The organism is Bacillus sp. 2D03, assembly GCF_003946765.1.
In the GTDB taxonomy this organism is placed as follows: domain Bacteria; phylum Bacillota; class Bacilli; order Bacillales; family Bacillaceae_G; genus Bacillus_A; species Bacillus_A cereus.
Map to the genome: position 1 here is coordinate 249,752 of NZ_RPSJ01000009.1, position 22,006 is coordinate 271,757.

Consider the following 22,006-nt stretch of genomic DNA (forward strand, 5'->3'; position numbering starts at 1 on the left):
GTACAAATATTATGTCTTTTTATCATGCGTTTAAAAGTGTTAACAATGTAAATGAAATATACATCTTCACAGTCAAAAAAGTTAAAATATTTCGTTTTAAGGATTATAATGGAGGGAGAAACATAAAAGGGAGTGAATGAACTTGAAACAAGAACTTATTGAAAGATTTACGAGATATGTAAAAATTGATACGCAATCAAATGAAGAAAGCCATACAGTACCAACAACACCAGGACAAATTGAGTTTGGTAAGTTATTAGTGGAAGAGCTAAAAGAAATTGGTTTAACAGAAGTAACGATGGATGATAATGGCTATGTAATGGCAACACTTCCAGCTAATACGGACAAGGATGTTCCTGTAATTGGATTTTTAGCCCATTTAGATACAGCAACAGACTTTACAGGGAAAAACGTCAAACCACAAATTCATGAAAATTTTGATGGTAATGCAATTACGTTAAATGAAGAGCTAAATGTTGTGTTAACACCAGAGCAGTTCCCGGAATTACCATCATATAAAGGACATACCATTATTACAACTGATGGTACAACACTTCTAGGAGCAGATGATAAAGCTGGTCTTACAGAAATTATGGTTGCAATGAACCATTTAATACATAATCCGCAAATTAAGCACGGGAAAATAAGAGTAGCATTTACACCGGATGAAGAAATTGGTCGTGGGCCAGCGCATTTTGATGTAGAAGCGTTTGGTGCATCATTCGCTTATACGATGGATGGAGGTCCATTAGGTGGTTTAGAGTATGAAAGTTTTAATGCTGCAGGTGCTAAGTTAACGTTTAACGGAACGAATACACATCCTGGAACAGCGAAAAATAAAATGCGCAATGCTACTAAACTGGCTATGGAGTTTAACGGGTATTTACCAGTAGAAGAGGCGCCAGAATATACAGAAGGCTATGAAGGATTCTATCATTTACTTTCTTTAAATGGTGATGTTGAGCAAAGTAAAGCGTATTATATTATTCGAGACTTTGATCGTGAAAATTTTGAGGCGCGTAAAAATAACGTTAAAAATATTGTGAAGACTATGCAAGAAAAGTATGGCGAAGATGCAGTCGTTTTAGAAATGAACGATCAATACTATAACATGCTTGAAAAAATTGAACCGGTAAGAGAAATTGTTGATATTGCATATGAAGCAATGAAAAGTTTAGACATTGAACCAAATATTCATCCGATTCGCGGAGGCACAGATGGATCACAATTATCATATATGGGATTACCGACGCCGAACATTTTCACTGGTGGTGAAAATTATCACGGTAAATTTGAATATGTTTCGGTAGATACTATGGAAAAAGCCGTTCAAGTTATTGTGGAAATTGCAAGACGTTTTGAGGAGCAAGCTTAAAAAAGAACCAAGTAGTACGAATGTGCTACTTGGTTTTTTTAATATAGTACTCGCCACAAATAAAAAGTCGCATAAGACTCCCAATTAGCCCAGTTTGCCGCGAAACCTTTTATTTCATTTTTAGTCGGTTTATTTTCGGAACCTGTTATAAATTTAATTGCATTATGGAGACCAACATCATCAATTGGAAAAGCTGAAGGAAATCTTAAACAACGCATTAAAACATAGTTGGCAGTCCATGGTCCTATACCATGGATAGCGGTTAATTGTTTCTCAGCAACCTTTACATCTTGTGTTTGCAGTAAATCCTCTTTTGATAGTTTTCTCTCTGTAATAAGCTTCGCAATACCGATTAAATATTCACATTTTCTAGTCGTCATTTTTAATTGTTGGAGATCTTCTACATGTAGATTTGCAATTGTTTCAGGTGATGGGAATATCCAATGCTTTCTACCGTCCCATTCTACATAACTGCCAAATTGCTCAACTAATCTTCTTTTTAGCGTATAAGCATATGTTAAGTTAATTTGTTGACCGATAATTCCCCAGGAAAGTGCCTCAAATAAGTCTGGAATACCTAAATTACGAAGGCCATAATATTGTTCAATTGGTCCTTGAAGGAGTAAATCATGTTTAGCTAATGTATAAAAGGGAGCTAAATCAGTAGTTAAATCAAACCATTCTTTTACATAGTTAGCTACAGCATCGCTTACCCATCTTTCATGAGTATATAACTCTCCTAAAAAACGTATTTGAATATTGCCATCAGTATTCAAACTAATTTCAACTAAAGGATTTACATCTTGAACAGGGATAACTTTATAAATTTTATTGTCTTCAATATGAAACATACATTCATTGTTAGAACGTGATAGATAACGTAAATTTTCTTGGAAACAAAATTCTTTTGGAACTGCTATAGATAATGCGCTATTATATTCTGCTGTCATATGAATTCCACCTATAACTTTTCTAATGTAAGCAATTTTTTCTTCATTTCTAATCCACCCCTAAATCCGGTTAGTTTCCCATTCTTCCCAATAACACGGTGACAAGGAATAGTAATAAGGAGAGGGTTAGCAGCAATAGCAGAAGCAACGGCGCGCACAGCTTTAGGTTTTTGAATTTTTTCAGCAATTTCTGTATAAGAATATGTCTTTCCATAAGGAATTTCACGTACCGTATTCCAAACAGATAATTGAAAATTAGTTCCATAAGCATCGATAGGAAATGTAAAAGTTTCTCGCTTGTTTTCTAAATACTCGATAACTTCTTGCGTATATATTTGCAAGTAATCTGGACTATGAATCAATATATGTTGGGGCAGTTTTTTTCTAGCCCATATATTTAATTCTTCAAAATTTTCGTCTTGTGATCCAATGAAACATAGTCCATTTTCAGTTGCAGCAATATGAAATCGCCAATTTTTATGTGTAAGTAGCGTCCAATATATATAATTATTTTTGTAGGAATTCATTATCGTATCCCTCTTTCATTTCGTTCTTTTTTCGATATTCAGTAGGAGTAAATCCGGTTTTCTTTTTAAATAAAGTTGCGAAATACTCTGGGTTTTCTATCCCGACAGCAGTACTAATTTCTTTAATAGATTGATTTGTGTGTAAAAGGTATTTGGTTGCTTTAAGAACCCTGAATTGTTGTATATATTCTATAGGAGTTAGCCCTATTATTCTTTTGAAAGTACGCTGTAAATGAAAAGGGCTACCGTGACACATTTCCGCAAGCATGTCGAGAGTTAAGGATTCGTCATAATGCTTTTCGATATAGTCTTTAATTTGTTCTACCCACTCTTCATTAGGTAAAGTGATCCCATTTGGCTTACAACGTTTGCACGGGCGAAAGTTTTCGCTTAATGCTTGCTCTGCATGATGAAAAATTCGTACATTGTTTCTATTCGGTATTCTTGATTTGCATGATGGCCTGCAAAAAATTCCAGTTGATTTCACAGCATAAAAGAATTTGCTATCATAGGAAGAATCATTATGAATAATTGCTTGCCAATACTCATTTGTTAATATAACTCCTTCATTATGCAAAGAACATCACCTCTGAAATTAGTATAACCTGAATAAAGTGCGTATGTATGTATTCATAAATGTAAGAGCAAGATTACAAAGGTGAAAATATGATTGTTTTTCTATTTTGTGATAGCATGAAATTTGGAAATAAACATCAAGAGGAGGGCTAAAAGTGAAGTTAATTTCATGGAATGTAAATGGTTTGCGAGCAGTTATCGCAAAAGGTGGATTCTTGGAATATCTCGAGGAATCAAGTGCTGATATATTTTGTCTACAAGAGATTAAATTACAAGAAGGGCAAATTGATTTAAATCTAGAGGGATATTATACATACTGGAATTATGCTGTGAAAAAAGGATATTCAGGAACTGCTATTTTTTCGAAAAAAGAACCGCTTTCAGTTACATATGGTTTAGACATTGAAGAGCATGATCAAGAAGGGCGACTTATTACTTTAGAATTCGAAGATTTTTATATGATAACGTTATATACACCAAATTCAAAACGTGGATTAGAACGATTAGATTACAGAATGAAATGGGAAGATGATTTCAGGTCCTATATCAAACGATTAGATGAGAAAAAACCAGTTATTTTTTGTGGAGACTTAAATGTTGCTCATAAAGAAATCGATTTGAAAAATCCAAAAAGTAATCGTAAAAATCCTGGATTCTCTGATGAGGAGCGAGAGAAATTTTCATGTATTTTAGAAGAAGGATTTACTGATACATATCGTTACCTTTATCCTGATCAAGAAAGTGCATACTCGTGGTGGTCGTATCGTATGGGCGCGAGAGCGAAAAATATCGGATGGCGTTTAGATTATTTTGTTGTTTCGGAAAGAATGAAAGACCAAATAACAGAAGCGAAAATTAATAGTGAAGTGATGGGATCAGACCATTGTCCAGTTGAATTGCATATAAATTTCTAAAAAAAGAAGTATCTCCCTAATATTAGGGAGATACTTCTTTTTTTAATTCAGTTTGTTAAAATTTTTCAAATCATTCTTGAAATAATTTCATATTAAATATATACTTAGTAACGATAATCATTATCAGTGAAAAAGATTATCAAGTGATGAAGGCGTAAAAGAATTATAGTCTAGGGGAAGTGAACGTGAATGAGTTCTGGATAAAATTATTAATCTAATGAAATATATATATGGGATAAGATTCATATAGTTAAATTCTATTGAGAATATAGTTTGAAAATTTGAGAGGAGACATATAAAGATGAACAAGAAATTATTTACTTTAGGGATGGTTACAGTTTTAAGTGTAGGTTTAGCGGCATGTAATAGTGCGGATAAAACTTCAGGCGAGCAAAAACAACAGACAAAAGCTACGGAAACGAAAAAAGATGAAAAACGAAAAATTACATATTTAGGTAAAGAATATACAGTGCCAGCAAAAGTAGATAAAATTGCGACAGCTAGTTTAGAGTCAATGGAAGATGCGGCAGTACTTGGAATTAAACCAGTTGGTGCCATTACTGTAGGTGGTAAACTACCAAAGTACCTGGAAAAAGAGTTAGAAGGTGCGAAATCTGTTGGTGAGAAAATGCAACCCAATTTCGAAACATTACTACAATTAAAACCAGATGTGATTACATCAAGTACGAAATTCCCAGCAGAAACAGCTGAAAAGTTTACGAAAGTAGCTCCTACATTCCCGGTATCACACGTTTCAACAAATTGGGAAGATAACTTAAAGTTAATGGGAGAATTAACTGGTAAAAAAGATAAAGCAGAAAAAATTATTAAAGACTACAATTCAGACGCTGAAAAAGCAAAAGCAAAACTAGGAGATAAGTTAAAAGATAAAAAAGTACTTGTCATTAGACTAAGAGCAAACGAATTATTCCTATATCCAGAAGGAGTATACTTCAACCCTGTAATTTATAAAGATCTTGGACTAACTGCTCCAGAACAATTGAAAACTGTAAAAGCACAAGAGAAAATTTCATTTGAAAAACTTGCTGAACTTAACCCAGATTATATTTTCTTACAATATGAGGCAAGTGAAAATAAAAATCCAAAAGTGTTAGAAGAAATTGAAAGTAATCCAATTTGGCAAAGTATGAATGCTGCGAAGGAAAAGAAAGTATTTGTAAACGTTGTAGATCCAATGGCACAAGGTGGTACTGCTTGGAGTAAAACTGCCTTCTTAAAAGAAGCAGTGAAAAATTTATCTAAATAATACAATAAGTAAGGTGCGTTGAATGATATGCAGAAAACAAATGCAGTACCAGTAACTATATTATGTATAGCACCCATACTCATCTTATTTACAGTTATACTTTCGATTTTGTATGGGGCGAAAAGTATTGATGCTGAAACAGTGTGGAACGCATTATTTCATTTTGATTCAAGTGATGTAAATCATAATATTATTATTACTTCACGTTTACCAAGGGTAGTTGCAGCTCTTTTAGTCGGAGCATTTCTAGCCATATCAGGAGCACTTATGCAGGGGATGACAAGAAACTATCTTGCATCCCCTTCTATTATGGGTGTGACGGATGGTGCTGCCTTTCTTATTACACTTTGTATGATTTTTCTTCCAGGAATGTCATCAATTGGTATGGTTGTATGTTCAATGATTGGTTCTGCACTCGGAGCCGGTATCGTGTTTGGTTTTGGTTCGCTCCTTCAAAATGGCTTATCACCAGTTAGGTTAGCAATTATCGGAACAGTTATTGGAACATTTTTAAGCAGTGTATCGGCTGCCATGGCTTCGTATTTCCAAATTTCTCAAAATGTTAGTTTTTGGTTTAATGCAAAGTTAGATCAAGTAGATCCTAATATAATTAAAATTACGATACCGTTTGGGATAATTGGAATAATTTTAGCATTGTTAATATCAAAATCTATTACCATTCTTTCATTAGGCGAAGAGGTTTCTATTAATTTAGGACAGCGTACAAAACTAGTTAAAGCGATGGCAATTTTATCGGTAATTTTTTTAACAGGAACAGCAGTTGCTTTAGTAGGAAAAGTTGGTTTTGTAGGTTTAATTATTCCGCACATTACCCGCTTTATAATTGGAGTAGATTATAAATGGATATTGCCATGTGCAGGCGTTATTGGTGGGGTTTTCTTAGCGTTATGTGATGTTTTAAGTAGATTTGTAAATTATCCATTTGAAACGCCAATTGGAGTCGTAACATCTTTAATTGGAATTCCTTTCTTCCTTTATTTAATCCGTACAAGAGGAGGAGAGAGACATGCTTAAAAGTTCAAGTCAACGTTTCGGAATGACGATGGGGATTATTATATTTTTAATACTATGTGCTATTTATATTAGTTTAACAAATGGTACGTTCGACATTACGATTACAGATGTGTTTAAAACACTTTTTAGAATTGATCCAGTACCAGAACATGATTTAGTTATTTTTGAGTTTCGTCTTCCACGTATCGTAATTGCTGGATTAGTAGGATTAGGCCTTGGTGTTGCGGGTGCCGTTATTCAAGGGATTACGAGAAATGGATTGGCAGACCCAGGTATTTTAGGAGTAAATGCCGGTGCGGGAACAGCGATCGTCATTTTTATGTTTTTCTTTCAAGGACAATTAAAAAGCACAGACTGGGTTTCTATTATGATGATGCCAATGTTTGGTTTAGTCGGCGGATTAGGTGCTGCTATTATCATCTATCTTTTTTCTTGGAAAAACGGTAAGTTAGATTCGCAGCGACTTTTATTAACAGGGATTGCAATTGGATCAGGATTTGGGGCCTTTTCTATGTACTTATCACTCAAAATGAAGTCAACTGATTTCGAGATGGCTGCAGTGTGGGTTTCTGGAAGCATATATAGTGCGAACTGGAAGTATATTGTGGCTATGTTACCATGGCTTATTATTTTAATTCCACTTATACAAAAGAAAGCATATTTACTAGATTTATTTCAATTGGAAGAAACGAGTATTACAAGTTTAGGTGTTTCAGTAGAAAGAGAGAAATCGATTTTATTATTAAGCAGTATCGGGCTTGTGAGTGCATGTGTTGCTGTTTCAGGGAGTATCGGTTTTATTGGCTTAATGGCACCGCATATAGCGAAAAGACTTGTCGGTATTCAACATAAGTATATAATTCCCACGTGCGGCGTAATCGGAATGTTTCTTGTAGTTGCCTCAGACTTTATTGCAAAAACAGTTTTCACACCTGTAGAGTTACCAGTTGGAATCGTTATTTCTATTGTCGGTGTACCGTATTTCTTATATTTACTTTATAAGGCGAAAGCGTAAGAGGAGGAATAAAAGTGAGTATTTTAAGTGCAAAAAATTTAGAAACAAGTTATGAAAAGCTTACAGTGTTTCGCGATTTAAATGTGGAAATACAAGAAGGAAAAGTAACGACAATTATAGGTCCGAACGGTTGCGGTAAATCAACATTGTTAAAAACAATGGGAAGAATTTTAAAACAAAAAAGCGGAAAAGTATATTTACAAGGGCAAGATTTACATACAATTTCAACGAAAGAAATTGCGAAGCAGTTAGCTTTACTCCCGCAAACTCCAATTGCACCAGGTGAACTTAAAGTGGAAGAATTAATTTCTTATGGACGCTATCCACATCGAAATAACGTAAATAAGTTAACGACAAAAGATAAAGAAATGATTGATTGGGCATTAAATATAACGAAAACTTCTGAATTTCGAACGAGACAAATTGCAAATTTATCAGGTGGTCAAAGACAAAAGGTATGGCTAGCGATGGCATTAGCACAAGAGACAGAAGTGTTGCTATTAGATGAGCCAACTACATACCTTGATATGTCTCATCAATTAGATGTATTACAAATTGTGGAGAAGTTAAATAAAGAACATAATTGTACGGTTGTTATGGTATTACATGATATTAACCATGCAGCAAGGTTTTCAGATGAAATTATTGCAATGAAGGAAGGAGAAATTGTTACAACTGGTAGCCCAGAAGAAATCATTACAAATGAAGTGTTAAAAGAAGTATTTCATATTGATGCACGTGTCATGATAGATCCGTATAACGGGGCTCCTGTTTGTTTCGGTTATGATAGCGTTGTATCTCAAGAAGAAAAAATCGAAATATATGTAACAAGTTAAAAAGGGGGGGATAGGGTGAATACTACAGTTGAAAAACAGCAGATTATAACATCTAATACAGAACAGTGGAAAATGTATTCAAAATTAGAAGGTAAGGAATATCAAATTCATATTTCAAAGCCGAGGCAACCAGCACCGGATTCAGGATATCCTGTCATTTATGTATTAGATGGCAATGCCTTTTTTCAAACATTTCATGAAGCAGTTAAAATACAATCAGTAAGAGCGGAAAAAACCGGTGTTTCACCAGCTGTTATAGTAGGATTGGGTTATCCAATTGAAGGCGCATTTTCAGGGGAAGAAAGATGTTATGATTTTACGCCTAGCGTAATTTCAAAAGATGCCCCTTTAAAACCAGACGGTAAACCGTGGCCTAAAACAGGAGGAGCACATAATTTCTTTACTTTTATTGAAGAAGAACTGAAACCACAAATTGAAAAGAATTTTGAGATCGATAAAAGTAAGCAAACGTTATTTGGACATTCTTTAGGTGGACTATTTGCTCTTTATATACTATTTACAAACTTAAATGCTTTTCAAAATTATTTTATTAGTAGTCCATCTATATGGTGGAATAACCAATCCGTACTTGAAAAAGAAGAGAACCTTATACATGAATTAAACAATGCTAAGTTTGAAACAGGAGTGTTCCTTACAGTTGGGTCACTAGAACGAGAGCATATGGTTGTAGGCGCAAATGAATTATCAGAGCGCCTTCTCCAAGTAAACCATGATAAACTTAAATTTAAGTTTTATGAAGCTGAAGGGGAGAATCATGCATCTGTTGTGCCGACTTCTTTAAGTAAAGGATTGAGATTTATTAGTTACGTATAGGAAAAAAGGTTATGGATGAAACATTCCATAACCTTTTTTGATATGTAGAATTGTCCTTTTTGAAAGTTTTGTTTCAACTTTTCGTCTAAAGAGACAAAAAGTTGTCACAAAACGGTCACAATTAGCATAAACATAAAATAGACGAAATGAACTTATTTCCAAAAAGGCTTGGTTTATTCCGATCATGATTTGTAGAGCTGAAAAAGTATGGATTAAAAGTTCACTATATTCCCAAGGAGGTAGATCGTATGAAAACTATTCTTGCTATCGCTGGACTTATTTGGGTTTTATCGCATGGCATCCCAATTTATGAAGGAGAACAAATTCGCAGTGCTCTGAATAAAAATTTTAATGAATATCATATCATTGATCGGCAAGATAATGTTGTAACAGTTCGAGTAAATGACTGTTTTCATACGGTAACCGTTGAAGGAACTTCAGTAGTGAATGATACAAAAGTATGCGATCAGCAATAATCATATATGGAAAGAAAAAATTCTTGGATTAAATAGCTGAAAATTAAGTTTTTAATATTATAGACAAAGAATAAGCGGGGGCGGGTAATCCCCGCTTATTCTTGTTTCTTTTTATTGAACTTTGATGAGAGATATAATGATTTTTTTGACAAAAAGAAAGGGTATACTGAAAATTGAGATTAAGAAGCTAATGAGTTGTTAAGAATAATCATAAAGCGGAAATATACTCATATGGGGTATCATACATAGATAATTAATGCTATAATTGGTATACTCGTAAAAGCAATTGTTTTATTGGATGAAGAGAAACTTTAAGAAGGTGATAATATGGGTCATAAAGAGCATGAAGCGGTAACACATAGATCAGAAAAAGAAAAAGAACAAATTATAAATAGATTAAAGAGGATTGAAGGACAGGTCCGCGGTATTCAAAATATGATTGAAAATGATCGCTATTGTGTGGATATTTTAGTGCAAATTTCAGCGATTAATGCAGCGATGAAAAAAGTAGGAATGGGTGTATTAAAAAACCATACAAGTCATTGTGTTTCAGGTGCTATTAAAGATGGCAATGGTGACGAAGCAATTGAAGAATTAATGACTGTATTTGAACGTTTTTCAAAAGCGTAAAAACAAGCTAGTATGTCACTGGCTTGTTTTTTTTGTTTACCTTCATAATAAGATTTCGGGGTATTGATGTGAAAAAGTGTGTGTAAAATAAACTTTTAGAAAATAATTGAAAAATCATGATACAAAACCATTGATTACCTTAGGGGGGTATGGTAAGATGTAATTGTGATTAACAAATAATGAAGAAACAAGAGGAGGATTTTAAATGGAACAGTTAACATTACAAGTTGAAGGTATGTCTTGTGGACATTGTGTAAATGCTATCGAAAGCAGTGTGAAAGAGCTAAACGGTGTTGAACAAGTGAAGGTTCAATTAGCAGAAGGAACTGTTGAAGTTACTATCGACTCGTCTGCCGTAACATTAAAAGATATCGTTGCTGTAATCGAAGACCAAGGATACGATGTTCAGTAATTATTTTTAGATATGGAAATAAATCGTACTTTAAACGAAGTACGATTTATTTTGCTAATAATTATACCTCATAAGGGTATATAGAGGTGAGAGACATGAATGAACAAAAAGAGGCCAATCTTCAAATATCAGGAATGACATGTGCGGCATGTGCAAATAGAATTGAAAAAGGTCTAAAAAAAGTAGAAGGTGTTCATGAGGCAAATGTAAATTTTGCGCTTGAAAAAACAAAAATAATGTACGATCCAACTAAAACAAATCTGCAACAATTTAAAGAAAAAGTTGAATCGTTAGGATATGGAATTGTAAGTGATAAAGCTGAATTTACTGTTTCAGGAATGACATGTGCAGCATGTGCAAATAGAGTTGAAAAGCGTTTAAATAAGTTAGATGGTGTGAACAAAGCGACAGTAAATTTTGCTTTAGAATCAGCTACAGTAGACTTTAATCATGATGAAGTTAATGTAAATGAAATGAAGAGCGCGATTACGAAGCTAGGATATAAATTAGAAGTGAAACCAGATGATCAAGATGCATCAACTGATCATCGATTACAAGAAATTGAAAGACAAAAGAAGAAGTTTATTATTTCGTTTATTTTATCTTTCCCATTATTGTGGGCAATGGTTAGTCATTTCTCATTTACGTCGTTTATTTATTTACCAGATATGTTAATGAACCCTTGGGTGCAACTAGCACTTGCAACTCCTGTTCAATTTATCATTGGTGGGCAGTTTTATGTTGGGGCTTATAAAGCGTTACGTAATAAAAGTGCGAATATGGATGTTCTCGTGGCGCTTGGAACGTCGGCCGCTTATTTTTATAGTGTATATTTAAGTATTCAATCTATTGGTTCTTCGGAACATATGACAGATTTATATTTTGAAACGAGTGCGGTACTTATTACATTAATTATTTTAGGTAAATTATTTGAAGCGAAAGCAAAAGGGCGCTCATCAGAAGCAATTAAAAAATTGATGGGTTTACAAGCGAAGACAGCTACAGTTGTGCGAGGTGGAACAGAAATAAAAATTTTGATTGAAGAAGTAGTAGCTGGTGATATCGTCTATGTAAAGCCTGGTGAAAAAATACCAGTAGATGGTGAGATTGTCGAAGGAAAGTCAGCGATTGATGAATCGATGTTAACGGGTGAAAGTATTCCTGTTGATAAGTCAATTGGGGATGTAGTAATAGGTTCTACAATAAATAAAAATGGATTTTTAAAAGTGAAAGCAACTAAGGTAGGAAGAGATACTGCATTAGCTCAAATTATTAAAGTAGTAGAAGAGGCACAGGGTTCAAAAGCTCCTATTCAAAGGGTAGCAGATCAAATTTCAGGTATTTTCGTACCGGTTGTAGTTGTGATTGCGATTATCACATTTGCAGTATGGATGATATTTGTTACACCTGGTGATTTTGGCGGAGCACTTGAGAAAATGATAGCAGTACTTGTTATCGCTTGTCCATGTGCATTAGGTCTTGCAACGCCTACATCTATTATGGCAGGATCAGGAAGATCAGCAGAGTATGGTATTTTATTTAAAGGTGGAGAGCATTTAGAAGCAACGCACAGATTAGATACGGTTATTTTAGATAAAACGGGTACAGTGACAAATGGGAAGCCGGTGTTAACAGATGTAATTGTAGCAGATGGATTCAATGAAAATGAACTGCTTAGATTAGTAGGGGCAGCAGAAAGAAATTCTGAACATCCACTTGCAGAAGCGATTGTAGAAGGAATTAAAGAAAAGAAAATTGATATCCCAAGTTCAGAAACGTTTGAAGCGATTCCGGGATTTGGTATCGAATCAGTTGTAGAAGGAAAACACTTATTAATTGGTACACGTCGATTAATGAAGAAATTCAATATTGATATTGAAGAAGTTTCTAAATCAATGGAAGCGCTAGAACGAGAAGGAAAAACAGCAATGCTTATTGCAATCGATAAAGAATATGCTGGTATATTTGCCGTTGCAGATACTGTGAAAGATACTTCAAAAGCAGCTATCGCAAGACTGAAAAAAATGGGTCTAGACGTTGTGATGATTACAGGAGATAATACACAAACTGCTCAGGCAATTGCAAAGCAAGTTGGTATTGATCACGTAATTGCAGAAGTATTGCCAGAAGGAAAAGCAGAAGAAGTGAAAAAACTGCAAGCAAATGGTAAGAAAGTAGCGATGGTTGGAGACGGGATAAATGATGCTCCTGCTCTTGCTACAGCGAACATTGGTATGGCAATTGGAACGGGAACGGATGTAGCGATGGAAGCAGCGGATATAACGTTAATCCGCGGTGACTTAAATAGTATTGCTGATGCGATCTTTATGAGTAAAATGACGATAAGAAATATTAAACAAAATTTATTCTGGGCATTAGCTTATAACGCGTTAGGAATTCCAATTGCGGCATTAGGTTTTTTAGCCCCTTGGGTTGCTGGAGCAGCGATGGCATTTAGTTCTGTATCCGTTGTATTAAATGCATTACGATTACAAAGAGTTAAATTAAAACCTTAAAAAGCTACATTAAGTAATTGAATAGAATTAAAAAACAATACTTGAATAAGTATTGTTTTTTTGTTCGTATAGAAATTAAAACGATATAATAAAGCAGAAATATAGAATCGTATGTAGTAGAAAAGTTAAGAGGTAGTTTCGTAAGGAGACTTATATATGTTAAAAGATATTATAATTAGAACATTCCAGAAAGAAGATTTAGATCAAGTATTACAATTGTTCTATGAAACAGTTCATACGGTTAATGCAAAAGATTATAATGAGTTACAGGTACAGGCGTGGGCACCGGAGCGACTAGATAGAGAAAATTGGTTACAGTCTTTAGAAAAGAATATTAGCTATGTAGCGGATCATAAAGGTGTGATAGTCGGGTTTGGGGATTATAACGATGATCGTTACGTAGATTGTTTATTTACGCATAAAGATTATCAAGGGAAAAGAGTCGCTTCATACATACTACAGAAGTTAGAAAAAGAAGCAGTGAATTTGGGACATAGGGAGATATATACAGAGGCGAGCATTACCGCAAAACCTTTTTTTGAAAGTAAAGATTTTATTTGCATAAAAGAACAAAAGAAACAACATAATGGTCAGATTTTTATTAATTATGTTATGAAAAAAATATCCTTCTCATAAATGAGAAGGATATTTTTCATTATTTTACAGCTTCTTTTAGTTCTTTACCAGCTTTGAAAGCAGGTACTTTAGAAGCTGCGATTTGCATTTCTTCACCAGTTTGTGGGTTACGGCCTGTACGAGCAGCTCTTTCGCGAACTTCGAATGTACCGAATCCGATAAGTTGTACTTTTTCACCAGCAGCTAAAGTGTTAGTGATTGATTCTACTACAGTTTGTACAACTACAGTAGCTTCTTTTTGAGAAATCTCAGCATTTTGTGCTACGTTTTTAATTAATTCTGTTTTGTTCATGTTTTTCACCTCATATGTAAATAATGCTATTTAAGTTGTTATTATAACGTATAAAACATTCGAGAACAAGTGTACGTACATATATTCGCAAAAAAAATGAAATTTGTAATATTTTTTAGGGCACTTTATAGACATTCCATTTAAGCGGACAGAGATTTGTTCTTCATTTCAGTCTTCTCTTGATGAGCAGGTAGTTTCTTATTATAAGATATGAAGTAAGGTAGTGCTACAAATAACATACCTCCTACTAAATTTCCAAAGAAAACAAAAATAAAGTTTGGAAAATATTCAGCCCAAGTGAAATGACCGGCAAAAATCGCGGCTGGGATGACAAACATATTGGCTACAACGTGTTGAAATCCAATCGCAACAAAAGTCATAACCGGGAACCAAATACCGATAATCTTTCCGATAAATTCTTTACTTCCCATACTGAGCCAAACAGCTAAACAAACGAGCCAATTACATCCGATTGCAGAAATAAATGCTTGCAATGGCGTATCTTGTAGTTTCGCTTGAGCGATAGAAATAGTTTTCGCTAAAAAAGCTCCCTCAGTTAAGCCAACGATATGACCGAAAAAGTAGGCTACAAATACAGCCCCTATGAAATTGCTAAATGTAACAATAACTAAATTTCGTATGAAATAAAATAAAGTAATTTTCTTTTGGAGCCAGGCCATAGAAACTGTCATCATGTTACCGGTTACTAGTTCACCGCCTGCAAGAATAACGAGAATAAGACCAATAGGAAATACAGCAGCGCCTAGAAAACTAGAAAATGATCCCCAATATTTTGGCATTGTCCCAATAACATGAATATCGAGTAAATACCCTAATGCGATAAAAGCACCACCAAAAAAACCAAGAATTAGCATAGGGAGCAATGATAAATGAGCTTTTTTCCTTCCTGAATTCGCAGCAAGTTCCGTAATTTCTTCTGGTGTAAATACAGACATGAATAACCCCTCCGTAATAAAATGATGGAATGAATAGAAAAAATTTCGAAAATCTATGTATTATAAAAATATGTTATGACTTCTGTATAAAATTGTCAAAGTGAATAGAGAGGGAATTACATATTGATAACATTGTTCATGTTGTCACATGAATGTAACAATAAGGATTTAAAGTGTTTCTAGAGGTGAAAACATGAATACGAATCATGTAAAAAAAGAACGAAAAAAATCAATCATAAAGATATGTATTATTAGTTTTATAAGTATATTAATGATACCAGTAAGTTTGTATTATTATGCGACAGAAATAGAAAGAAAATTAGTAACAGTTACGTGGAATGAAATAGAAGCTTCTGCAATTCCTAAAGAATTTAATAATAAAAAAATATTACAGTTTTCAGATGTACATTTAGGGCCAGAGTTTACACTGAAGCAACTTGAACATTTAGTGGAGAAGATGAATGAATTACATCCAGATATAGTAGTTTTTACCGGAGATTTAATAGATAAATTTGGGTCTTATAGTGCGGAAAGAGAAGAAGCGAAGGCTATTTTGCAGAAAATTCACGCTCCCTTAGGGAAATATGCTGTGTTTGGGAATCATGATAGGGGCGGGGGCGGTAGTCTATTTTACAAAAAATATATGGAGGAAGCTGGTTTTTCTGTATTAGTAAATGAAGTGCAGAAAATTAAAGTGGAAAACGGCAAATATATTACAATATCAGGTTTGGATGATTTTCTATTAGGGAAGCCGAAAATAGATTTAACTTTAAAAAACTTGAAACAAAATGATTTCAACATGTTATTAGTACATGAGCCGGATGTTGTAACCAAAATAAATCGTTACCCAGTTGATCTTCAACTGTCAGGACATAGTCACGGAGGACAAGTCCAAATCCCTTTTGTAGGTCCGTTAATTACTACCAAACTAGCTGAGAGCTATGTTGAAGGTATGTATGAAGTAGAGGGGAAGAGTAAGCAGTTATATTTATATGTAAATCGTGGTATTGGGACTACTAGGATGCCTGTTAGATTTTGTAGTGTACCTGAACTTTCAGTTTTTGTGTTGAAGCAAAAGAGTGACTAGAATATTTAACAATATGATTCGGAGGAACGTGCGATGTTGGTCGATGGAAAACAGTTTCTTAAAACTTTAGATGTGACAAAGTAATTTTCATAAATAAAAAACAACAATAGGACCTATAAAGGAACCTATTGCTGTTTTTATCCTATATGGATTGCCCATAAATGTTCGTTGATGAGGGCTAATTATAGTTTTACTTTGTTATTTTTGCAAGGAAAGACCATCAAAATATGTTCTATAGTTATTTGAGAATTCGAAGTTGTTTTTTGCATCCCAATTAATAGACCAAGACATTAGGCCGCGGAATGCAGGATAGCCACTCTGATTAGAAAGTTTATACTTTCCTCCGAACGGAACTCCTTTAATGATATAATTTAAAGCTTTTTTCATTTCAGTTGGCGAAATGTATCCACCACTTGGAGCTGCCGCTGGTGCTGCTGGAAGCCCAATCATGACTTGATCTGAACGAAGAGCTGGGAAAATGTTATTTGCATTACCACCTACAGGAAAACCATGTAAGAGCATATCTGCCATAGCGACCTCGTAGTCTGCAGTACCTTGATTGTAGTTATTACCGTCCATTCCAATCCCGCTACCAGCGTTGTAGTGTTGAACGTGAATGTATGTTAGTTTATCTTTCACTCCGTAAATAATTGGTAAATATGCACCCCATATGCTTCCATATGCGCTATATCCGCCTTGAACATAAGCTGTTTCAGGGGCCATGCTTAATAGAAAATCTGGACCATAATGATCTGAGATTGTTCGAATAGCTGAAATAAGATTTACGATTTGAGGGGTAGTTGGGTTTTTGAAGTTAGTGTCATTTCCGTTTAAGTAAATACCTGATTCAAGGTCAATATCTATTCCGTCAAAACCGTATTTATCGATCAGAGATTGTATGGAATTAATAAAACGATCCTTAGCGGCATTGTCAGGAAGTAAAACGACCCCATTTTGTCCACCTATTGAAAGAACTACTTTCTTTCCTTTACTTTTTAAATAAGAAATATCTGATTTGAATTCTGCATCTGTACCATACACAGGAGAAAATTCAACAGTGGAACGATCATCACCAGTTTCACCAAAAGATACATTGATTACATCCCATTTTGGTGAAACGTCTTTTAATTTAATAATGCCAGTACCGTTATCAAAGTTATGCCAGTATCCAACGAGTAATTTTGAACCTAAATTGTTTGCTGCTTGTGCTTGGAAAGGGGATAGCGATAGAAGTAAGAACATTACTAAAATACAACAAAAAAATTTGAACTTGTTTAACATATCAACACTCCTATACAAAAAGTTGTCTAGATGTATAATCTTGTTTATTCAATGATATCTGAAAATTCTTTCTTTTGTAAGGAGAATATAATTTTCTCAACAATTGTGTATGGGAAAGTATTAAACCTAATGTAATAATTTTTGAAGGAGGTTGAATTATAATTGTTAAATTCAGAATATTTTGATATATTTTAAAGTATAGGACAAAATCTTTCGCACAGTACTCTTACATAAATTTCAAAATTTAGTTTGGAAGGGGATGTACAAGATTTGGATAAAAATCTAAAGAAAGACCTCAAAATACGCCACATTACAATGATTTCAATTGGCGGCGTAATAGGGGCTGGTTTGTTTGTTGGAAGTGGTGCAGTTGTACATTCGGCAGGACCAGGTTCTATCGTTTCATATGCATTAGCAGGACTTCTAGTCATTTTCGTCATGAGAATGCTAGGAGAAATGGCAGCTGTTAATCCGACAAGTGGTTCATTTGCAACGTATGCAAGAGAAGCGATTGGTCCTTGGGCGGGTTATACAATAGGCTGGTTATACTGGTTTTTTTGGGTAATTGTTATTGCAATAGAAGCCACAGCAGGTGCTGGTATTATCCAATATTGGATTCCACAAATACCGCTTTGGTTATTAAGTTTAATATTAACAATTTTATTAACGCTGACGAACGTTTTTTCGGTGAAATCATTTGGAGAGTTTGAATATTGGTTTTCTTTTATTAAAGTAATAAGTATTGTTTTGTTCCTTTGTCTAGGTCTTGCTGTTATTTTAGGATTTGTTCCAGGAACAGAAGCACCCGGCACTTCGAATTTAATTGGACAAGGTGGATTTATGCCAAACGGTATAAGTTCGGTACTGCTTGGAATTACTGTCGTTATATTTTCATTTATGGGATCAGAGATTGTAGCAGTAGCCGCAGGTGAATCTGCAGAACCTGTAAAAGCAGTAAAAACAGCAACAAACAGTGTGATTTGGCGTATTCTTGTATTTTTTATTGGGTCTATAGCGGTAGTTGTTACGCTACTGCCATGGAATTCAGCAAACATATTAAAAAGTCCATTTGTAGCTGTACTGGAACATATAGGAATACCAGCTGCGGCACAAATTATGAATTTTATCGTTTTAACAGCTGTACTCTCTTGTTTAAATTCGGGTTTATATACAAACTCAAGAATGCTTTTTTCGATGGCAGAAAGAGGAGATGCTCCAAAGGCGTTTTTGAAATTGAACAGTAGTGGTGTTCCAGTTCGGGCCGTTTTATTCGGAACGTTCTTCGCTTATATTGGCGTTGTTTTTAGTTATATTTCTCCAGATAAAGTCTTTTTGTTTTTAGTGAATGCATCTGGCGGGATTGCGTTACTAGTTTATCTCGTTATTGCAGTTTCGCATTTAAAGATGCGTAAAAAAATGGGAAAAGTAGAACAACAAAATTTGAAAGTGAAAATGTGGCTTTTTCCGTATGTAACGTATGTTACAATTGCTGCTATCATAGCAGTTTTAGTTGCGATGTTCGCAATTGATACTTTACGTTCACAAGCACTTTTAACAATGTTTGTTACTGTTCTTATCATACTTTCTTATTTTATTTTTAATAGAAATAAAAATAGCACAATTTTGAAGCCTAAAAGTAAGAATGAGGAATCCGTTCGATTCTAATTTTCTTATTTTCGGAGAGAGTTACACCAATCATTACTATAAAAGAATCATATATAATCATAGAAAAAAGTAATTACTATTGTCATAGTGAATATAAACTTTTTTCTTGACTTTTTATACGAAGGCGAGCAAAATGGTAAAAAAGGAAGGGGGGATGATGATGGAAGAGTACGTATTAGAGCTGTATAACCTGTTATATACGACAGAATGGCAAGATATTGTTTCGTTTCTAGGAATCGTATTTTGCATGAAAATTGTAATTGTATATATGGAAGAGCAAGGTATGTTCTATTCCTTCTCATCCCCGTTCGATATGCAGCGCGAGCCGTTGCTAAACTATGCCAATGTGAATTACGAACAAATTCCTTTTGTTATTTTCTTTATGATTCGATTTATTACAGCAATTGTAAGGAAAAAGGAAAGTGACGATGAAGAGTGCCACTCAACTTGTAATATAGCGAATGTTTTTTAAGCTAAATACAAGGAGGAGATTTATATGTGGTTTCGATTTCTTATGATTGGTTTCTTTTCATTAACAGCAATTTCTTTAATGGGATATCAAGTGTCTGAAATTTTTCAAGCATATAGCGATACATTTTTTAACAAAAACTAATCTCGTTGCTATTTGAATAATAAAGCGATAAAATCCTTCTTAAGAAGTTTTATTAAGAAGGATTTTTTTCTTTGTCTTATCTTGCTGTGTCAAACTATTGTCACATTTACACTGTGAATAGTATGTTAAAATAGTGAGGTTACGTATACATATTTGAAGGAAGAGGGAGTGACCATTTTGGTGGATCAATCAACAAATCAGAAAAGCTATGCTCCTATTGTGATAACGCTTTCTGTAATTGTAAATGCGATTATTTTATTTTTGTTCTTTGGACCTGTTGGCTATGAAGGAGAATTACATTTTGATGTAACAATTTTACCAATGTTAAATGCAATTTTTAATAGCTTTACGTTCGTATTCTTATTAGCAGCTCTATACTCTATTATTAAGAAGAATGTGAAAATGCACCGTGGTTTCATCCTGGCAGCATTTACAACGACGTTGCTATTTTGTGTTTCTTATTTATCGTATCATTACTTAGCGCCAGCAACACATTTTGGCGGAGAAGGATTCATTAAATATGTGTATTTCATCATTTTAATTACACATATTATCCTGGCAGCAATTATTGTACCGCTTGCATTGTTTGCACTTGTATTTGGTTTTACAAATCAATTAACACGTCATCGTAAAATTGTACGTTGGACGATGCCGATTTGGTTATATGTAAGTTTATCTGGTGTTATAGTTTACTTAATGATCTCACCTTATTATCAATAAAAAATCTCAGCCTGTAGGCTGGGATTTTTTTGTTAGGCAAATATTTTTGTGAAATGAAAAAAATATGGTATACAAAAGTATAGTTACTTTTCATATAGAAGGGATGGTAAAGGAATATGCAAAATTTTGTATTTCGTAATCCAACGAAACTTATTTTCGGTAAAGGGCAATTAGAACAGTTGAAAACTGAAATTCCACAGTTCGGTAAAAAAGTTCTTCTCGTATACGGAGGAGGCAGTATTAAAAGAAACGGTATTTATGATAATGTAATTTCTATTTTAAAAGATATAAATGCAGAAGTATTTGAATTGACAGGCGTTGAACCGAATCCTCGTGTATCGACTGTAAAGAAAGGGATTCAGATTTGTAAAGAGAATGGTGTTGAATTTATTTTAGCAGTTGGCGGAGGAAGTGTAATCGACTGTACGAAGGCAATTGCTGCTGGTAGTAAGTACGATGGAGATGTATGGGATATTGTAACGAAAAAAGCTTTTGCTAGTGAGGCATTACCATTTGGTACTGTACTTACTCTTGCAGCAACAGGATCTGAAATGAATGCAGGCTCGGTAATTACAAACTGGGAAACGAATGAAAAGTATGGATGGGGTAGCCCGGTTACTTTCCCGCAGTTTTCAATTTTAGATCCAGTTCATACTGCGTCTGTGCCGAGGGATCAAACAATTTACGGTATGGTAGATATTATGTCGCACGTATTAGAGCAATATTTCCACAACGGAACGAATACAGAACTACAAGATCGTTATTGTGAATCTGTTTTAAAAACAGTAATTGAGACAGCTCCTAAGCTTTTAAGTGATTTAGAAAATTATGAGCATAGAGAAACTATTTTATATTGTGGTACTATGGCGTTAAACGGCATTTTAGCGATGGGAGTTAAAGGGGACTGGGCAACTCATAATATTGAGCATGCAGTTTCTGCTGTTCATGATATACCGCATGGAGGCGGCTTAGCAATTCTATTCCCTAACTGGATGAAGCATGTCGTAGATGAAAATGTAAGTCGTTTTAAACAGTTTGCTATTCGCGTATTCAATGTAGAAACAGATGGAAAGACTGAGCGAGAAATTGCGTTAGAAGGAATTCAGGCGTTACGTCAATTTTGGACTTCAATTGAGGCACCAGTAACATTATCTGATTATGCTATTGGAGAAAATGAAATTGATTTAATGGCGGATAAAGCAATGGCTTATGGTGAATTTGGTAACTTTAAAAAATTAAATAAAGACGATGTTTTAAGTATATATAAAGCTTCTTTATAAGTGAATTTAGAAAAGAAACCTATTTGATTGTTTAATCGAATAGGTTTCTTTTTGCTGTTTATAAATGTTTATGGTTGTTTTTGATTGTTTTTAATTTTTTTTGATTGTTTATG

At 34.2% G+C, this 22,006-nt stretch carries 23 protein-coding genes; 17 read left to right on the plus strand and 6 right to left on the minus strand.

Annotation, left to right across the window (positions count from 1 at the left end):
- The first annotated feature begins 142 nt into the window (after positions 1 to 142).
- A complete protein-coding gene (gene pepT, locus EBQ15_RS20985) occupies positions 143 to 1,375 on the plus strand; it encodes a peptidase T (protein ID WP_000807014.1) in 1,233 nt (410 codons plus the stop codon).
- A 38-nt stretch (positions 1,376 to 1,413) separates the two neighbouring features.
- Here the strand turns inward: pepT and EBQ15_RS20990 are convergent, their stop codons facing one another.
- From EBQ15_RS20990 to EBQ15_RS21000, 3 genes are read right to left on the minus strand one after another with little or no spacing between them, the layout of a single operon-like run.
- A complete protein-coding gene (locus tag EBQ15_RS20990; RefSeq protein ID WP_000123499.1) occupies positions 1,414 to 2,325 on the minus strand; it encodes a DNA-3-methyladenine glycosylase 2 in 912 nt (303 codons plus the stop codon).
- A gap of 11 nt (positions 2,326 to 2,336) precedes the next feature.
- Positions 2,337 to 2,852 (minus strand): methylated-DNA--[protein]-cysteine S-methyltransferase, encoded by a 516-nt coding sequence (locus EBQ15_RS20995; RefSeq protein ID WP_001089837.1) that lies wholly within the window; start codon positions 2,850 to 2,852, stop codon positions 2,337 to 2,339.
- The gene (locus EBQ15_RS21000; RefSeq protein ID WP_000551300.1) at positions 2,833 to 3,429 is read right to left on the minus strand and encodes a bifunctional transcriptional activator/DNA repair enzyme AdaA; all 597 of its coding nucleotides are present in this window, start codon (positions 3,427 to 3,429) and stop codon (positions 2,833 to 2,835) included. The genes EBQ15_RS20995 and EBQ15_RS21000 overlap by 20 nt, the downstream gene beginning before the upstream one ends.
- Before the next feature lie 154 nt (positions 3,430 to 3,583).
- On the opposite strand from EBQ15_RS21000, the gene EBQ15_RS21005 reads away from it, so the two are divergent.
- The 11 genes from EBQ15_RS21005 (at position 3,584) to EBQ15_RS21055 (ending at position 13,999) form a co-directional block, all read left to right on the plus strand.
- Positions 3,584 to 4,342 (plus strand): exodeoxyribonuclease III, encoded by a 759-nt coding sequence (locus tag EBQ15_RS21005; protein WP_000767617.1) that lies wholly within the window; start codon positions 3,584 to 3,586, stop codon positions 4,340 to 4,342.
- Positions 4,343 to 4,643: 301 nt separating this feature from the next.
- A complete protein-coding gene (locus tag EBQ15_RS21010) occupies positions 4,644 to 5,609 on the plus strand; it encodes an iron-hydroxamate ABC transporter substrate-binding protein (protein ID WP_001035506.1) in 966 nt (321 codons plus the stop codon).
- Between the two features lie 27 nt (positions 5,610 to 5,636).
- Positions 5,637 to 6,644, plus strand: a complete 1,008-nt coding sequence (locus tag EBQ15_RS21015) for a FecCD family ABC transporter permease (RefSeq protein ID WP_001173050.1) — start codon at positions 5,637 to 5,639, stop codon at positions 6,642 to 6,644.
- Positions 6,637 to 7,659 carry a FecCD family ABC transporter permease gene (locus EBQ15_RS21020; RefSeq protein ID WP_000920451.1) on the plus strand — a complete coding sequence of 341 codons (1,023 nt, stop codon included), beginning with the start codon at positions 6,637 to 6,639 and terminating at the stop codon, positions 7,657 to 7,659. The genes EBQ15_RS21015 and EBQ15_RS21020 overlap by 8 nt, the downstream gene beginning before the upstream one ends.
- A 14-nt stretch (positions 7,660 to 7,673) precedes the next feature.
- Positions 7,674 to 8,495: an ABC transporter ATP-binding protein gene (locus tag EBQ15_RS21025; RefSeq protein ID WP_000025773.1), complete on the plus strand. Its 822-nt coding sequence runs from the start codon at positions 7,674 to 7,676 to the stop codon at positions 8,493 to 8,495.
- Between the two features lie 15 nt (positions 8,496 to 8,510).
- Complete coding sequence (locus tag EBQ15_RS21030) at positions 8,511 to 9,329, plus strand: alpha/beta hydrolase (RefSeq protein WP_001098703.1); 819 nt, start codon at positions 8,511 to 8,513, stop codon at positions 9,327 to 9,329.
- Positions 9,330 to 9,577: 248 nt separating this feature from the next.
- The gene (locus EBQ15_RS21035; RefSeq protein ID WP_000849103.1) at positions 9,578 to 9,805 is read left to right on the plus strand and encodes a hypothetical protein; all 228 of its coding nucleotides are present in this window, start codon (positions 9,578 to 9,580) and stop codon (positions 9,803 to 9,805) included.
- 327 nt (positions 9,806 to 10,132) lie between these two features.
- A complete protein-coding gene (locus EBQ15_RS21040) occupies positions 10,133 to 10,435 on the plus strand; it encodes a metal-sensing transcriptional repressor (RefSeq protein ID WP_000509876.1) in 303 nt (100 codons plus the stop codon).
- A 205-nt stretch (positions 10,436 to 10,640) separates the two neighbouring features.
- Positions 10,641 to 10,847, plus strand: coding sequence for a copper chaperone CopZ (gene copZ / locus EBQ15_RS21045; protein WP_000436973.1), 207 nt, complete (start codon positions 10,641 to 10,643; stop codon positions 10,845 to 10,847).
- Between the two features lie 95 nt (positions 10,848 to 10,942).
- The gene (locus tag EBQ15_RS21050; protein WP_001005323.1) at positions 10,943 to 13,363 is read left to right on the plus strand and encodes a heavy metal translocating P-type ATPase; all 2,421 of its coding nucleotides are present in this window, start codon (positions 10,943 to 10,945) and stop codon (positions 13,361 to 13,363) included.
- 156 nt (positions 13,364 to 13,519) lie between these two features.
- Positions 13,520 to 13,999 carry a GNAT family N-acetyltransferase gene (locus EBQ15_RS21055; RefSeq protein ID WP_000910161.1) on the plus strand — a complete coding sequence of 160 codons (480 nt, stop codon included), beginning with the start codon at positions 13,520 to 13,522 and terminating at the stop codon, positions 13,997 to 13,999.
- A 19-nt stretch (positions 14,000 to 14,018) separates the two neighbouring features.
- Here the strand turns inward: EBQ15_RS21055 and EBQ15_RS21060 are convergent, their stop codons facing one another.
- Together EBQ15_RS21060 and EBQ15_RS21065 are read right to left on the minus strand one after the other, a co-directional pair.
- Positions 14,019 to 14,291 (minus strand): HU family DNA-binding protein, encoded by a 273-nt coding sequence (locus EBQ15_RS21060; RefSeq protein ID WP_001043904.1) that lies wholly within the window; start codon positions 14,289 to 14,291, stop codon positions 14,019 to 14,021.
- Between the two features lie 140 nt (positions 14,292 to 14,431).
- Positions 14,432 to 15,247, minus strand: coding sequence for a formate/nitrite transporter family protein (locus EBQ15_RS21065; protein WP_000110537.1), 816 nt, complete (start codon positions 15,245 to 15,247; stop codon positions 14,432 to 14,434).
- Between the two features lie 193 nt (positions 15,248 to 15,440).
- Between EBQ15_RS21065 and EBQ15_RS21070 the strand changes: the two genes are divergently transcribed.
- Positions 15,441 to 16,334 (plus strand): metallophosphoesterase, encoded by an 894-nt coding sequence (locus EBQ15_RS21070; RefSeq protein ID WP_001095329.1) that lies wholly within the window; start codon positions 15,441 to 15,443, stop codon positions 16,332 to 16,334.
- 198 nt (positions 16,335 to 16,532) lie between these two features.
- Here EBQ15_RS21070 and EBQ15_RS21075 read toward each other — a convergent pair whose 3' ends face one another.
- A complete protein-coding gene (locus tag EBQ15_RS21075; protein WP_125653119.1) occupies positions 16,533 to 17,615 on the minus strand; it encodes a chitinase in 1,083 nt (360 codons plus the stop codon).
- Positions 17,616 to 17,885: 270 nt separating this feature from the next.
- Between EBQ15_RS21075 and gabP the strand changes: the two genes are divergently transcribed.
- The 4 genes from gabP (at position 17,886) to EBQ15_RS21100 (ending at position 21,893) form a co-directional block, all read left to right on the plus strand.
- Positions 17,886 to 19,280, plus strand: coding sequence for a GABA permease (gabP, locus tag EBQ15_RS21085; protein WP_000360107.1), 1,395 nt, complete (start codon positions 17,886 to 17,888; stop codon positions 19,278 to 19,280).
- 133 nt (positions 19,281 to 19,413) lie between these two features.
- A complete protein-coding gene (locus EBQ15_RS21090) occupies positions 19,414 to 19,752 on the plus strand; it encodes a hypothetical protein (RefSeq protein ID WP_002000550.1) in 339 nt (112 codons plus the stop codon).
- Positions 19,753 to 20,070: 318 nt separating this feature from the next.
- On the plus strand, positions 20,071 to 20,613 hold the full coding sequence (locus EBQ15_RS21095) for a DUF420 domain-containing protein (RefSeq protein ID WP_000228314.1): 543 nt from the start codon (positions 20,071 to 20,073) through the stop codon (positions 20,611 to 20,613).
- A 116-nt stretch (positions 20,614 to 20,729) separates the two neighbouring features.
- A complete protein-coding gene (locus EBQ15_RS21100; RefSeq protein ID WP_001179088.1) occupies positions 20,730 to 21,893 on the plus strand; it encodes an iron-containing alcohol dehydrogenase in 1,164 nt (387 codons plus the stop codon).
- Positions 21,894 to 22,006 lie beyond the last annotated feature (113 nt).

Coding starts and splice junctions, on each gene's coding strand:
- EBQ15_RS21050 (WP_001005323.1), top strand. CDS start 10,943: ATGAATGAACAAAAAGAGGCCAATCTTCAAATATCAGGAATGACATGT.
- EBQ15_RS21070 (WP_001095329.1), top strand. CDS start 15,441: ATGAATACGAATCATGTAAAAAAAGAACGAAAAAAATCAATCATAAAG.
- EBQ15_RS20990 (WP_000123499.1), bottom strand. CDS start 2,325: ATGACAGCAGAATATAATAGCGCATTATCTATAGCAGTTCCAAAAGAA.
- EBQ15_RS21055 (WP_000910161.1), top strand. CDS start 13,520: ATGTTAAAAGATATTATAATTAGAACATTCCAGAAAGAAGATTTAGAT.
- EBQ15_RS20995 (WP_001089837.1), bottom strand. CDS start 2,852: ATGAATTCCTACAAAAATAATTATATATATTGGACGCTACTTACACAT.
- EBQ15_RS21010 (WP_001035506.1), top strand. CDS start 4,644: ATGAACAAGAAATTATTTACTTTAGGGATGGTTACAGTTTTAAGTGTA.
- EBQ15_RS21075 (WP_125653119.1), bottom strand. CDS start 17,615: ATGTTAAACAAGTTCAAATTTTTTTGTTGTATTTTAGTAATGTTCTTA.
- EBQ15_RS21040 (WP_000509876.1), top strand. CDS start 10,133: ATGGGTCATAAAGAGCATGAAGCGGTAACACATAGATCAGAAAAAGAA.
- copZ (WP_000436973.1), top strand. CDS start 10,641: ATGGAACAGTTAACATTACAAGTTGAAGGTATGTCTTGTGGACATTGT.
- EBQ15_RS21035 (WP_000849103.1), top strand. CDS start 9,578: ATGAAAACTATTCTTGCTATCGCTGGACTTATTTGGGTTTTATCGCAT.
- EBQ15_RS21065 (WP_000110537.1), bottom strand. CDS start 15,247: ATGTCTGTATTTACACCAGAAGAAATTACGGAACTTGCTGCGAATTCA.
- EBQ15_RS21020 (WP_000920451.1), top strand. CDS start 6,637: ATGCTTAAAAGTTCAAGTCAACGTTTCGGAATGACGATGGGGATTATT.
- EBQ15_RS21060 (WP_001043904.1), bottom strand. CDS start 14,291: ATGAACAAAACAGAATTAATTAAAAACGTAGCACAAAATGCTGAGATT.
- EBQ15_RS21090 (WP_002000550.1), top strand. CDS start 19,414: ATGGTAAAAAAGGAAGGGGGGATGATGATGGAAGAGTACGTATTAGAG.
- EBQ15_RS21100 (WP_001179088.1), top strand. CDS start 20,730: ATGCAAAATTTTGTATTTCGTAATCCAACGAAACTTATTTTCGGTAAA.
- EBQ15_RS21015 (WP_001173050.1), top strand. CDS start 5,637: ATGCAGAAAACAAATGCAGTACCAGTAACTATATTATGTATAGCACCC.